Source organism: Paraburkholderia sp. EB58 (genome assembly GCF_050436665.1).
Taxonomy (GTDB): domain Bacteria; phylum Pseudomonadota; class Gammaproteobacteria; order Burkholderiales; family Burkholderiaceae; genus Paraburkholderia.
Genome location: NZ_JBNDMQ010000026.1, coordinates 100,396 through 114,389 on the forward strand (window position 1 = coordinate 100,396; position 13,994 = coordinate 114,389).

Below are 13,994 nucleotides of genomic sequence, written 5' to 3' on the forward strand. Positions count from 1 at the left end.
ACACTTAGGAGCCCAGACGCTGCGCCGCACGTCCAAACAAGGTTCGATCGGCAATCCATACTGCGAGCATGCTAGTGCCCATCAGCGGAAACAGGACGCCAAGGAATACCAGACCCGCTTTCCATGCACGCATGGGCGGTGCAGTGCGCTCGCGGCCTGGTGCGCCGAGAGAACGTGCAGGGCGGCGTTTCCACCACATCACGCAACCCGTCACGGCCATCGCTGCAAGACCCAGCGAGATCAGCGCGCACAACATCTGATTGGCCAAGCCGAAATAGCGACCCATATGAAGCGAGGTGCCGTAAGACACCGCTTTCGACACCGCACCATAGTCGCCATAGCGAATGTCCTTGAGCACGGAGCCGCTATATTGATCGATATAAAGCGTGCGCTCCTGCTTCGGGTCAGGCGGAAAGTAGGAGACGGTGTAGACGCCCGTCGCCGATGCGGGCAGCACGATTTCGTAGCCGCTCGTTCTTGCCACACCGAGCGACGCCATCAGCGCCACTACGCGCTCGAGCGGAAAACGCCCTTGAGCGTCATCGCCACGCGAGCGGGGCACGGGGACGTTACCGACCGCCCACGGCATAGTGGGCAGCGGCAGGTCGTCCATCGTCATACCGGGCATCGACTCCATGGTGGATTCGTGATGAGCGGTAGTTGCAGGGGTAGCTTCCGCATGGTTCCCAGGCAGCGTGGACTGCATCGGCAGCCCACCCCACGAGCCGGGCGGCGCACCGAGGTTGGCGCTGGTCGCTAGCGCCTTGAACTGCTTTCCCCATGACCCCGACCAGGGCAGCCCGGTCAGCACGAAAGCCAGTGCGCCAAGCGCAAGCCAGATGCCTAGCACCGCGTGCACGCTCTTCCAGAGCGCACGGCCCTTGAGCGCAAAGTGCGGCCATAGCGTTTCGCGCAGAGTCGTTGTCTCGCGGGGCCACCACAGGGCGATGCCGGTACCGATCATCACGAGCGTCCAGCAGGCGGCCAGTTCCATCAGCAGTTCGCCGGGTTTGCCCAGCAGCAGCTTGCGATGAAGCATGCGATCCACCTGCATGAAACGGTGCTCGACGCTAAGCGTCCCGAGCAGCTCTCCCGTATACGGATTCAGATAGACGCTTTGCTTTTCCCCGCTGGGTAAGCGAAACACAAATTCGGCACTGCGCGCCGGATCCTGGTTGATAGTAGCGGTCGTCGACAGCGCGCCTTCGGGCATCGCCTTGCGGGCGCGATTCAGCAACACGTCTTCGCTCAGTCGCGGCGCCGCTTGCGGTTCAACGATCAACCGATCCTGATACAACAGCGGTTCGATCTGCGGTTGAAAGCAGTAAAGCGTGCCAGTGATCGCGAGAATCACCAGGAACGGCATCACGAACAGACCTGCGTAGAAATGCCATCGCCATAAGGTTCGATAGCCGGAACCGGTCATGCTGCTTGCCGGAGATACCGGGCGCGTCGTGGTCACAGACATTCAATTCTCCTGATTAGCTATACGTAGGCCGGTACTCGGACCAAACTTCACATCCGCAATTTGCCTTCGACGTAGAACATGCGGCCTGGGTACGGGTGATAGACGAAGTACCGCTCATCGAAGAGGTTATCGATGCCGATACCAATCTCACTGAGCTTCGAAGGCTTGAAGGTGTATTTCACGTCGGCAACGGTGTAGGTACTGGTCCCGCCGAAGACGTCCGGATTGGTGTCGGTATTGGTCAACGTGTTGTATTGCCGGCCCGAGTAGTGCACGCCGGCGGTGATCGTCGAGCGGCCGTCCAGGTGGTAACTCGCCACGAGGTCGGCACGCCACAGCGGGATGCGGTAGAAGTACTTGCCGACCGTTGCTGGGTTCTGGGCATTCGCAAGGATCTTCGATTGCGTATAGGCGAGACTCGCCATCAGATCGAGCCCTCGCACCAACACGTCCTCCCCCTCATAGCTCGTCTCGACGCCGCGCGAGCGCACCTTGCCGATGTTCTGGAAGTTGGTGACGTTAGGCACGACCGTCGTATCGGTCTGGCTGAAGATCGTATTCTTGACGTCGTCCTGGAACAGCGTGAAGCGAAACAAGCCGTTCCAGTGAGCCCATTCTGCGGTGAGCTCCTTCGAAAGATCGTTTTCCGGTTTCAGGTTCGGATTGTTGTTGACGATCGAGAAACCGTTGATTTGCCCTTGAAACAGCTCACTGACGGTCGGAAACCGGTAGGCCCGACCGACAGATGCACGTAACGTCAGATCGTCGGTGAGGTCGAATGAGAGCGATGCTTTGGGTGAGACATGCTGGTCGCTCACATTGCTGTAGGGAACCCGCGCGCCGGCGATCGCTTGTGAGCCATCGTAGGCTCGCCAATCCTCATATCGCACTCCATACACGAGCTTCCAGCGAGGTAGAAAACGCCATGCGTCCTGCGCATATAGCGCCTGAGTCTGGGTCTTGCCCGCAAACGCGTTGGCAAATGCGGCGCCTGCACCGTCGCGCCAGTTGAGCGTGTTGTACGTGGCGTTGTCGAGGAAGTAGTTGTCGTAGTGGTAGCCGAAGCTCAGCGCATGATTCGCAAGACCCGCGGCCGGCGTCGCGGGCATATAGGCTGTCTTCAGATCGAGCGTCTTCCAGCCAGTGCCGTCGCCGAACGTCACGCTCCCAGGGCCGTTGCCCGGCGCCCCAGAATTGGCAGTGCGTGCGACGCTGCTTCCAATATCGTAGTAGGAGGCAATTGCTTCGCCATTCCAGCCCGTCGTGTTGCGCGTTTTCAGCGTCACGCCATAGAGCCAGTTTTCGCTGTAGCCCGAACTGGGGGCGAACTCGGCCGCGGGAATCTTGTACTCATAGCCGCCGATGTTGACGTTGCCGCTATAGACCGGGTTGCCGTTGGCATTGCGCAGAAACGTCGACGTCTGGCTGTTATAGCTGTGATGCCAGTAGCCAAGCGTAAAACCGCCTTGCAGCGTCGGCGTGAAGTCGTACTGCATCTTCAGCTTGAACTGGTCATTGATCGAGTGCTCGACACCTTCTCCATTCACACCGAGTACCGCTGTCGGCGTGTTGGTCTGGTTGTTGTAGAAATACGCGCCGGTAACGGGAATGTCACTGGCAGTCGCCGGCGTATTCGATTTGGCAATTGTCCCGAACTGCAGCGGCTGGCTGCTGTTTTCGAGGTGATTCACGTCGAGCAGATACGAGAACTTGCCGATCTTGTCGCCGATCGACGCACTCGTCTCGCCGCCGTTGAAGTTCCCGTTCACGCCGAACAGATTGAAATGCTGCGTAAATCCCTTGATGTCCGCCTCGACCTGAAAATGCGTCGGCATGCGCGTGGTAATGAGCACCGTTGCGCCGAGCGAATTGCCCGGATAAGCGGCGGAGAACGGGCCGTAGATAACGCTTACCTGCTGGATCTCATCAGGCGACACCATCGACCATTCCGGCGGAAACGAATAGCTGTTACCGAGCAGATTGCTCAGCAACATGCCGTCCGCGTAGACGAGTCCTCGCGCGCTTTGACTGTTGCTGGTACCGCGAACGGCGATGATCGAATTCAGGTCGCCGATAAAACGCTTGCGAACCGCGAGGTTGGGCATGTACTGCAGCACGTCCTCACTGTTCACCACATTCCAGTTCTGAAACTGGGCGGGCGTCACCGTTTCAACCGTGGCCGGTAGGTTAGGGTCAACTGTGACCGGGTTGGGCGCGCTCGCCGTGATGGTCACCGAGGGCAACGTAACGCCGCTCGCCGTATTGTCGGCCTGAGCGAATGACGGCATGACGGAAAGCGGCAGCAGACCAAGTGTGACAGGCGCGACATGGCGCGCCCTTTTGCGCGCGCAAAGGGTCCGCCTTCGCCAGGCGAAGTTGAACATGGAAGTTTCCTGAGTGCATTGGACAAGCGGCCGCGCGCGCCCTCCATGGACGCATGGCTATGCACGGCCAGTAGTAATAACGGCGATCAGGAAACGGCAGGCGGGTCGCGTGGACGACCGGAAGGGAAGGCGCCGAGTGGCGTAAAACGGGTGTCCAGCACCGGCGTGGCAGCCGCGCTGACGAGCACCAGGATAGAGAGCGCGACGGAGGGAATTGGCGGCGCCGCCACATGATGCGTCAGCAGGTTGCAATAACCGCAGGCGTCCAGTGAAGTGACGGGGTCGTGATGTTCGGGAGTACTGGATTGAGCGGCAGAACAGAGCGCGGCGACGGGTTCATCCGCGCGTGCCGAGGCGACCAGTTGGCTTACGACCGGCGCGAATACGATGAGCCACATGGCGATCAGGCCAAGCCATGCGGTCAGGTATTTGCGGTTGTAGAAGGTCATGTTTTTGGGCGCAATAACGCGGCGAAGTCTATCACCTCGATACGAACATTTCTAGATGAAAGGTTTGGTTGCGCGGCATTTTGACACGCTGCCTGACCGGCCTGGCGGCCTGTAGAACGCCCCGGAACGTCAAATGTCCGAAATTCGAAAGTGCTTGACCTATCGACCGAAACCCCGCGCGATAGAGTGCGTCAGGTAATCAGGGCACGGTAACGCACCAACCTGCCCACGCTCAACTACGCTCGGGAGAATGCAACGTGGATGCTTTGAATTCGATGCGAGTCTTTGTAAAAGTCGCGGAGTTCAACAGCTTCGCGCGGGCCTCGGAAGCGCTTGATATGGCCGTGCCGAGAACCAGCCGGGTCATTTCCGAACTCGAGGATCACCTTGGCACCCGGTTGCTGCAACGAACCACACGCAAGATGTCGCTGACCGAGCCCGGGCGGATCTATCTGGAGCGCTGCCGGCAGATCCTTGGCGAAATCGAAGAGACATACCTCATGCTCTCGGCGAATGCGGTCAGCACATCTGGACGTATCCGGGTCGCCGCGCCTGCGCTCTTTGCCCAGCGCAAGCTCGCTCCAGTGCTGGCCGCTTACCAGCGCGCCTACCCCGATGTCATCGTGGACCTTGTCCTTGCGGATCGCCCCGTGGATCTGATCGAAGAAGAATTCGATCTTGGCATTCTCGCTGCGCGTCGCATCAATAGCGTGAGCCTCGTCTCGCGCCACCTCGCGACCACGGACTATTACATCTGCGCGGCACCGAACTATATCGCCGAGCACGGATCCCCAGTGCACCCGTCGGAGTTGGCCAATCATCCGTATCTCGCCTTCCGCACCGAGCACAGCAGCGAAGACGTGGTTTTCCATGCGGCCGACGGTACGCCGATCGTGGTGCAGCCAAAAACGGCCTTTGTGTGCAACAACATCGGCATGGTGCGTGAGAGCGCACTGGCTGGGATGGGTATCGCTACGCTCTCAGCCTACCTCGTTGAAGACGACATACGAACGGGCCGCTTGCAACGCATCATGCCTGAGTATCACCTGGCCGATAGAGAGTTTCGAATCGTCTACTCGTCGCGGAAATTCCAGTCGCTCAAAGTCAAGGCATTCATCGATATCGCCGTCGAGCATTTCCGTCAGGCAAACGAATAAAGCTGCTGCTCTGCGCACGCCGCGTCGGCGTTATTGATTTCGCTTCGATGAGAGGAGTCTACGAAATCTACGATCGTCGAAAAATGAGCGCGCGGACAACAGACAATTTCCCATGCGAGAAGTATCGGCGCGACAGCCGCTCATTTCTAAATTTAAAACGCGATCCCATGGAACACGCACCAATACGAATGGCGGTGCTGGCTTCGTTAGCAGCACTCCTCGTTAGTTCAAACGCCCATGCACAGAGCAGTGTGACGCTGTTCGGAATGCTCGACGTAGGTGTGAGCTATGTGTCGAATGAGGGCGGCGGCCACGCCCTCGAAGCGAGTGATTCCATCTACACGCCAAGCTTGATCGGATTACGTGGCTCGGAGGATCTGGGCGGTGGCTACAAGGCGGTGTTCGAATTCATGTCGCAGTTTTCGCCAGATACGGGTGCCGGCATTCCCGGTCCGGGCGCCGACTTCAGCCGTGAAGCGTACGTAGGACTAGGTCGAAACGACCTCGGCACGCTCACGTTTGGCCAGCAGTACAACCTGATGGCGGACTTTCTGTTCTTTCCACCAGGCCAATTTGATGCGTCGTTCCTGTATGGTGGCTTTTACAACATGCGCCAAGGGCCTTTCGCCGCGCTAGGCATTCCTGACAATCCAACCGGGGCCTCGGATCTCGACCAGATGGGGCAAACCTCCCGCGTATCAAACTCGGTGAAGTTCACGAGCGCGACATTCGACGGCTTTAAATTCGCCGCCCTGTATGGTTTCGGCGGTGCCGCCGGCTCGCTCTCGACGGACAACACAGTCGGCCTTGCGGCGGACTACACTCGCGGCAATTTCGGGTTTGGCGCGGCGTACAACGAGACCCGCTATGCATCGCTTGACGATGGCCACGACGGTATCCGCAACTTTGGAGCGGGCATTCACGAGACCTTTGGCAACCTCTATCTGAGTGGCCTCTATACCAGTACGAAGAACACGCTAACCGGCGGCGTCGTCCAGGTCGAGCAGGTCGGCGGCCTCTACTCGTTCAACCATGTGCTGCGCCTTGGCGCCAATTATCAGTATTGGTCAGGCAACGCCCAGCTTGAACACAACAAGGCGCAGCAGATCACCACCGCGCTGCAGTACTCACTGTCGAAGCGGACGATCCTTTATGTCGAGGGCGCCTATCAGTGGACTGGCGGCGACGTGAGCGGTGGACACAACGCATGGATCAACGGGACCGATCCGTCCAGTTCAACGCGCCAGGCGATTGGACGTATAGGCATGCAAACCACCTTCTGACGCCGCACGTCCACCTCGACCGCCACCTCCCTGCAGCGCCCTTCCAGCATGCCTCCGCCGTAGCCTTTCCTGGCAGGAAACCCTGCTTGAGAATCCATCGATTATCACGCCCCTTGAAATGCAGCAGGATGAAAGCCAAGACGCGGTCTTCCGGAACAGCGTGCTTTCGTTCAACAGGGAGTTTGCAATGCCATTGATTGACCACCTTGATCATCTAGTCCTGACTTGCGTCGACCCCGACGCGACCCGGCATTTCTACACAAAGGTCATGCAAATGGAGCTTGAGACGTTCGGCGCCGGCCGGCTGGCGTTCCGGTTCGGCAACCAGAAGATCAACCTCCACGTCCGGGGATCCGAATTCGAACCCAAGGCGCACGTCCCTGTGCCTGGCGCACTCGACTTGTGTTTCATTGCCTCGGTTCCGCTCGACGACGTGATCAAGCATCTGAACCAGGTGGAGTGGCCAATCATCGAGGGACCGGTCGAACGAACCGGTGCCACGCAGAAAATCCGCTCGGTGTACGTGCGAGACCCTGATCTCAACCTGATCGAAATTTCAGAGCTTTTGAACTGAGTCGCCATTTCGATTCAACTGAAGTCGCCAGGCTGATCGATTGATTGCACAGCCAGCACCGCACCAGGCATAAGACCGTGGGCGGCATAACAGCATGACCCGATAAATCAAGGAGACGCCATGAGCGCCAACAATCTGGACCTGGGCCGCGGAGCGAGCGCCCAGTCCGCTTCCCCTGCGTCCGCCCCCGGCGCAGCACTCGATGCGGCACCCTCGCCGAACTCCGATGCGCTGACGGTGGGCGGCTGGATGGACAACATGCCGGTGGGCTCGCTGCATCGATTTGTCGTGCTGGTGATCGGCATCGGCCTGTTCTTCGACATGTACGAGATCTTCCTCGTCAGCTCTATCGGCACGGCGCTGCAGGGCGAATACGGTATCGACAGGCACAGCACCGACTTTAAGCTCCTGCTAGCATCAGCTTTCATCGGCATGTTTTTCGGTTCCCTTTGTCTGGGCAGCATGGCCGACCGGATTGGCCGGCGCAAGGCATTCCTGTTCAACCTGGTCTGGTACAGCGCCTTTTCATTGGCCGGCGCGTTCTCCGTGAACGCCGAGATGCTGGTGATCTGCCGTGTGCTGACAGGCATCGGCGTGGGTGCGATTTACCCCGTCGCCGATAGCTTCCTGTCCGAGATCCTGCCCAAGGAACGCAGAGGCCGGTTGGCCGCGTGGGCCTACACCACGTCATATGTTGCTGTGCCGCTGGTGGGATTTCTCGCAGTGTGGCTCAATCCGATGCACTTCGGCGCAGTGGCGGGCTGGCGGGTTATTCTGGCCATCGGCAGCCTGGGTGCCGTATTGGTTCTGATCGTGCAGCATAAACTGCCCGAAAGCCCGCGCTGGCTTCTGGCGCAAGGACGCGTTCAGGAGGCGCACGCCATGCTTCGGCGGTTCGCCGCAAGCGCGGGAGTGACCATTTCGGGCATCCTCCCTGAAGCGCCGAACACGCAGCACCCGATTACGTTGAGCGAGCGCGTAGGCTTGCTGTGCCGCTCACCCTACGGCAAGCGCTACCTGATGCTGACCATCTTCCACCTGCTGCAGGGATTCGGTTACTACGGCTTTGGCACATTAGCCAGCACGGTAGTGAAAAGCCGCGGATACGATGTCACCGACGGAACCTTGTTTATTGCGCTATCGTTTCTGGGTTACCCAGTCGGCTCTCTGCTTTCGATTCCGCTTCTCAACTGGATGGAACGCCGTACCCTGGTGATCGCATCCATCCTGTCCATCGCAGCCTGTGGCTTATGTTTCGCCTATTCGAACAACTCCGCGTTGATCGTTTTCTTTGGCTTGTTGACTACCTGCGCATCGAATGTATTCAGTAATGCATACCATGTGTATCAGTCTGAGATATTCCCGGCGGGCGTGCGCTCCACTGCTATCGGCAGCACCTATTCGCTGTCGCGCATCGTCAGCGGCATTCTGCCATTCGTCCTGCTTCCGGTATTGAACGATCAGGGCGCAGGTGCAATGTTCGGCATCATTGCCGCTGCATTGCTGACGGTGGCCATCACCGTGCGCGTGCTGGGCCCTTGCACCACGCGGCGTAGTCAGGACGAGATTAATCCGGTGTGAAGAGCGCAGGCAACCGCGGCGTGCCCGACATAGCCATGACACGGATCAACTCGATTCACGGCTTGCGCCTGCGCCTCCCAGCAACACCTCCGTCACTTCCTCGGAAAACCGTTTGGGCCGACCTTCGACAAGTAGCCGTTCCGGGTTTGACGGATCCCGCTCCACCTTGGGGAGTCCATGAGCCACAAGCGCGCGGGCACAACCGATCCAGTCGGGGTTCTTTGGCCCTGTTGGCTCGTTGACCGAGGCCCACGACAGCGTACCGAGCACATCGTCTCCGAAGCCCTGCGTCTCACGCCAGCTTGCTCCGTGAGAGAGCAAAAAGGCCGTGAGCTCCGCATCGCCACGAAAGACCGCGTGGTTTAGCGCTGTGGCGTCCCAGTCTCCTCCCCGCGCGGCGATCGGCCAGCCGAGTTCGACCATGACCTTGACCGTAGCGCTGGATCCCCATGCTGCGGCGTCGGGCAGTAGCCTAAGCCGATCCTCCGGCAGCGAGCCCGGCAGCTCCGGATGGCGGGCCTGAATGCGACGCGCCTCGATCGCGTCAGCTAGGGAACAAGCCGCCACGAACTCATCGTCCACGCTTAGGCTCTCCTCTACCCCGTAGGCGCGCAAGAGCTCCACGACCTCCGTTAGACCGACCTGCGTCGCCAGCCGCCAGGCACTGACGCCAGCAGGCGTGCGCGCCGTGGGATCGGCGCCGGCCGCAAGCAGCGCGGCAATATGGCGAGGCGATCGGCTCACGGCGATCGCACGGAGGAGCGGAGCCCCCCACACTTTCGTGGGCCCCTCTCCGGCCGGTTCGTCAGGGTCGCCGCCATGAGCCAGCAGCAGTTCGAGCGCGACCGGATCCGGCACATCAAGCGCTCGCCGTAACGCATTCGTGCCGGCAACGCGCGCGCCGTACCGGAGCAGCAGGCGCGTGCAATCCGGGTTCTCCAGCGAGTGATAGAGCGATTCCCCGTCATTGGGATCGGCGCCGGCCTTCAGGAGCATCTCGGTGAGAGTCGGATCGCGGATAACGCCAGCCGCACCGTAAAGGGCAGACAGTGGCTCCATCTCGTCGGGGGATGCCAGGGAGGCCGGTGGAAGCCGGTTACCGATACGCTGATTGGGATCGGCCCCGGCCTGTAGAACATGCTGCGCGCACTCGCGCAGCCGTGCCGTGAACTCCGGCAGTAGTCCCAGGCTCGACTGTGTCACGGCGACAAGCGGCGGCAGGTTCAGCGCTCCCCCGGCGCGGTTGATCCAATCCGGATCGGCTGTGATTGTCCGGGACACCACCTCGAGCTGCCCCGCTGCGCAGGCGACATAAGCGTCGGTCGCGAGAAGGTCAAGGTGTTCCCGCAAAAGCTGAACTGCGACGCGTGGCCGTGCCGCGTTATAGGTGCCGGTGACGTCGCCGCCATAGGCGAGGCCAAGCCAGCGGCGAATCAGCACCGCCTGTTCGTGATGCGCGAAGGCGCTTGTTTCGACATACAGGGTGAGATCCGCCCAGGAAGAAAAGCCATATTCGCGCGCGATGCAGGACTGCGCATCATGCAACCGAAGTTGCAGAGCCATGACTTCACTATCTGTGCGGTGCGCGGCGGCGGGAAGGTTTTGGGCGAAGCGCGCGCTCGCTGTTGCGTTGCCGTTGCGATAGAGACGCAACAACTCCTTCGCCTGCTTCTTCAAATGATCGAGATTGGCCTTGGGAGGCAGCTTTTTCATTGCGAATCCTCGTGCATTGAATGGCCGAAGGTCCGCAATACCGCCAGCACAAAGGATGGTGAGATATGTGACGCACTGCAACAGGTGGGTTCAACCCTTTCCGCGGACCCGGAAGCGGCCTGCACCGCTACTCGGAATGCTATGCGATGGCACGCAACTGCGTCAACCCGGATGCGATCAAACCGCCACGAATCCGGGTCTGTTTCCGTTCGGACGTCTTAACAATTTACGCGGCTAAATATACGCAGCTAAAGATGGGGATGATGATGGTCCGCACTAGTTCGTTAACAACGTGGGACATTTTCAGCAGGCTTTTGTCAAAAAAACGACACTCCTTACCGGAACTTATTGCAATGCACATCCTTATCGTAAAATCTGACCGCGGCTAAAGAGACACTAAGGGGACCATGTCGCGCTCGTGCAAAAAGGCACTAATGTCCATTGGTAACTTCCCTCGAAGGAAGTTGCCCGGACCCTTGCGCCAGCCAGTCAGGCATGCCCTGAAATTCAATTCGCTCAAATTCAATGAGCATCAAGCGCATGCGATGGTGGGTGATCACGGCCTCGCCGTTTCACCCACAGGGCCATCGCAGGTGTCTCGAACGCCATCCAAAAGAAACCCATTCTTCTACAAGAAACAGATGGAGAGACAGATGAAGAAAACCCACATCATGACAGCCACGAGTGCAGCGGCACTCATCCTGTTTGCCCCCAATGTGTTCGCCCAGAGTTCGGTCACGCTGTACGGCCTCGTCGATACGACCGTCCGTTACCTGACGAACGCAGATTCGGCGAACAACGGCCAGGTCGCGATGGGCGAAGGCGTTGAAACTCCTAGCCGCTGGGGCTTGAAGGGCAGCGAAGATCTGGGCGGCGGCCTGTCGGCTATCTTCAAGTTGGAAAACCAGTTCCAGCTCTGGTCGGGCAAGCTCGACAACAGCAATAACACGCTGTTCCAGCGTAATGCTTACGTTGGGCTGTCGAGCGACAAGTACGGCGCGCTTACCTTGGGTCGCCAGCAGACTCCGTTCTTCGACCAGATGGGCAACACCTACGATCCGCTGACCGTCGGTGACTTCTGGCAAGACAGCTGGGTGTATAACCCGGTCGGTCCGTTCCTGTTCACGAACAGCTCCGTCAAATACAACGGTCATTTCGGCGGCCTGAATGTCGAGGGCATGTATGGCTTCGGCGGTGTGCCGGGCAGCACGGGCGAGAACAGCATGTACGGCCTGACCGCATCGTATGCGCTGGGGCCGCTGTCGGCCGACGTAGGCTTCCAGCAGAACGACGTCTCGGGCAAGAAGTTCAACATCGTGAACGTGGGCGCCGTCTACACGTTTACCCCGACCGTGAGAGTGCTCGCAGGCTGGCTGCACTCGCAGGATCAAACCGGCCTCGCCGATGTCGACATGCAGCAGGCCGGCGCGCCGACGCTCCCGAGCGTGAGCCCGAACCGTATCGACGACAGCCTCTACGTCGGTTCGACCTGGCAGGTGACGCCGCCGCTCGCGTTGACGCTGGCGGGCTACTATGACCACGCCCGCAACGCAGCCATGCTCGACGGCGGCCTCGGCGTGGGTATCAACTACTCCGCCACGTTCCTCGCCGAATACTCGCTGTCCAAGCGCACCGAAGTGTACGGCACGGTCGACTTCACCCGCGGCAACGGCGCGTTCCTCGCCGACTACCCGGGCCGTAATAACCAGACCGGTGTCGCAATCGGCCTGCGCAATATTTTCTAACGCAACACGTCCTGGCCGACGGGCGACGGTTTGATTCACGCCGTCTCGTCGGGCATAAAAAACGGCGCATTGCCATATGGCAATACGCCGAGACGCGCCTCTCGTGGCTGCGTGAAAAGCATCGGCAGCCAGGCTGCCGGTACAAAGTTAGAACGAGTGCTGAATACCCGCGTACACGCCGGTCTGGCTGTGTCCCGGCACCGGATTCTCATTGAACGCGCCGTCGGTCAGGCCACCAGGCCCTTCGTTGTTGGCATCAAGACCGAAGTTCGCCGTCGAGCTATTACGCACCGTAGCGATCTGGATATCGAACAATGTCCGCTTTGACAGGTTATACGCGCCACCAATCGTATAGATGGTCGCGTTGCCGCCGCCGTTGTTCGTATTGACGTGATAGACCGCTGCGATCAGCGCAGCAGCCGCCGTGGCCTGGTACGTTACACCACCCCATTCCATATCGGCCGTCGTCGGTGCAGTCGGCGAGCCTGTCGGCGTGATCACACCACCCGAGGTTCGCTCAGCCGTGTAAGCGGCTTGCACCTTGAATTGCCCCAGAAACAGGTTCGCGCCGACGAAGTACTCACGCGATGCCGTGAACGGATTGTCCAACTGACCATTGAGCGGGTCGCGAATTTCGTCGTAGATGCCGCGGACCTGGAACAACGAATTCGTATAGGTCACTTGCGCGCCGTCCGTACGGCCGGTTGCTGCGCCCGGGACGCCGGCGTTGAAGTCCGTCGAGTTCGACAGTCCATATTGACCGTATACGTCGAAGCCGTCGATCTTGGGCGACTGATACGAAATGTTGTTACTGGTGTGCTCCCAGTTACGGCCGCGAACCAGTGAAGCCGACGACCAGTTGGACTGGCCGAACGGATCGAAGTCCCAGTCGCCGTTGGCGATCTGCAGTTGCCGACCCAACAGCACCGTACCGAAGGTGTCATTGGCAAGGCCTACGTTTGCGATCCGGTCGAACAGCGAACCCGATAGACCCAGAGAGCCTGTAGCAGTACTAAACGCTCCTTCCAGTTGAAAAACGGCCTTATTTCCGCCACCCAGGTCCTCTACCCCTTTCAAACCCCACAGACTGGTGCCCCAGTCCCCGCTTTCCTGCCGCCAGCGCGAGGTGGAACCCGTACCGTTATTGCCCGGCAAGCCGCTCATGTACTCGATACCGGCATCCAGGCGGCCATACAGCGTCACGCTGCTTTGAGCGTGTGCAACAGCGCCGGCCGACATCAGCGCGACGGCAAGCAAAGTCCTCTTCAACCTCATCATCTCCTCCATACCCTGTTAAATGAAACACCAACTACGCGGGATACTGCCGACGCTGGCGGCGCGGGCAGGCATCAATTTATTCACGGGCGCTCACGGAGGGACTACACAGAATTCGTCACGGATTTGCAGGCGTTGCACCCGCATCCGGTCTCCTGTCTGCGCTCCGCCCAGCGTGGAGCGAAACTACATTTATTTGGGATTCGTTTACTACTTTGATTTCGAGTCTACCAAAACACTCTTTTGGGCACACGCGAATCGAATAGATGTCCCAATCCCGCAACACAGACTAGCCGAATGCGGGGTATCGCCCCGAATACCTAAATAGTGGTGAAACACGGTAAGCATTCGTAAAAATCGACCAA

The 13,994-nt window shown here is 59.5% G+C and carries 10 protein-coding genes; 5 read left to right on the forward strand and 5 right to left on the reverse strand.

The genetic code is table 11. The features are described from left to right. Nucleotides 1–4 precede the first annotated feature (4 nt). The 3 genes from P3T40_RS30715 to P3T40_RS30725 form a co-directional block, all read right to left on the reverse strand. A complete protein-coding gene (locus tag P3T40_RS30715) occupies nt 5–1,468 on the reverse strand; it encodes a PepSY-associated TM helix domain-containing protein (RefSeq protein WP_429271468.1) in 1,464 nt (487 codons plus the stop codon). Between the two features lie 47 nt (nt 1,469–1,515). After that, a complete protein-coding gene (locus tag P3T40_RS30720) occupies nt 1,516–3,756 on the reverse strand; it encodes a TonB-dependent receptor (protein ID WP_429271501.1) in 2,241 nt (746 codons plus the stop codon). 182 nt (nt 3,757–3,938) lie between these two features. Next, entirely contained in the window at nt 3,939–4,301 is a 363-nt protein-coding gene (locus P3T40_RS30725) for a DUF2946 domain-containing protein (RefSeq protein ID WP_429271469.1), read from the reverse strand. Between the two features lie 257 nt (nt 4,302–4,558). Here P3T40_RS30725 and P3T40_RS30730 point away from each other — a divergent pair, with 257 nt between their 5' ends. From P3T40_RS30730 to P3T40_RS30745, 4 genes are all read left to right on the forward strand, one after another. Continuing rightward, complete coding sequence (locus P3T40_RS30730) at nt 4,559–5,458, forward strand: LysR family transcriptional regulator (RefSeq protein WP_429271470.1); 900 nt, start codon at nt 4,559–4,561, stop codon at nt 5,456–5,458. 167 nt (nt 5,459–5,625) lie between these two features. Then, nucleotides 5,626–6,741 (forward strand): porin, encoded by a 1,116-nt coding sequence (locus P3T40_RS30735; RefSeq protein WP_429271471.1) that lies wholly within the window; start codon nt 5,626–5,628, stop codon nt 6,739–6,741. A gap of 187 nt (nt 6,742–6,928) precedes the next feature. After that, nucleotides 6,929–7,315: a VOC family protein gene (locus P3T40_RS30740; protein ID WP_429271502.1), complete on the forward strand. Its 387-nt coding sequence runs from the start codon at nt 6,929–6,931 to the stop codon at nt 7,313–7,315. Nucleotides 7,316–7,435: 120 nt separating this feature from the next. Next, nucleotides 7,436–8,896, forward strand: a complete 1,461-nt coding sequence (locus tag P3T40_RS30745) for an MFS transporter (protein ID WP_429271472.1) — start codon at nt 7,436–7,438, stop codon at nt 8,894–8,896. Nucleotides 8,897–8,941: 45 nt separating this feature from the next. On the opposite strand, the gene P3T40_RS30750 is transcribed toward P3T40_RS30745, so the two are convergent. Next, nucleotides 8,942–10,609, reverse strand: coding sequence for an ankyrin repeat domain-containing protein (locus P3T40_RS30750; RefSeq protein WP_429271473.1), 1,668 nt, complete (start codon nt 10,607–10,609; stop codon nt 8,942–8,944). 653 nt (nt 10,610–11,262) lie between these two features. Here P3T40_RS30750 and P3T40_RS30755 point away from each other — a divergent pair. Beyond that, complete coding sequence (locus P3T40_RS30755; protein ID WP_429271474.1) at nt 11,263–12,354, forward strand: porin; 1,092 nt, start codon at nt 11,263–11,265, stop codon at nt 12,352–12,354. Between the two features lie 147 nt (nt 12,355–12,501). Here P3T40_RS30755 and P3T40_RS30760 read toward each other — a convergent pair whose 3' ends face one another. Next, nucleotides 12,502–13,623, reverse strand: coding sequence for a porin (locus P3T40_RS30760; protein ID WP_429271475.1), 1,122 nt, complete (start codon nt 13,621–13,623; stop codon nt 12,502–12,504). Between the last annotated feature and the right edge of the window lie 371 nt (nt 13,624–13,994).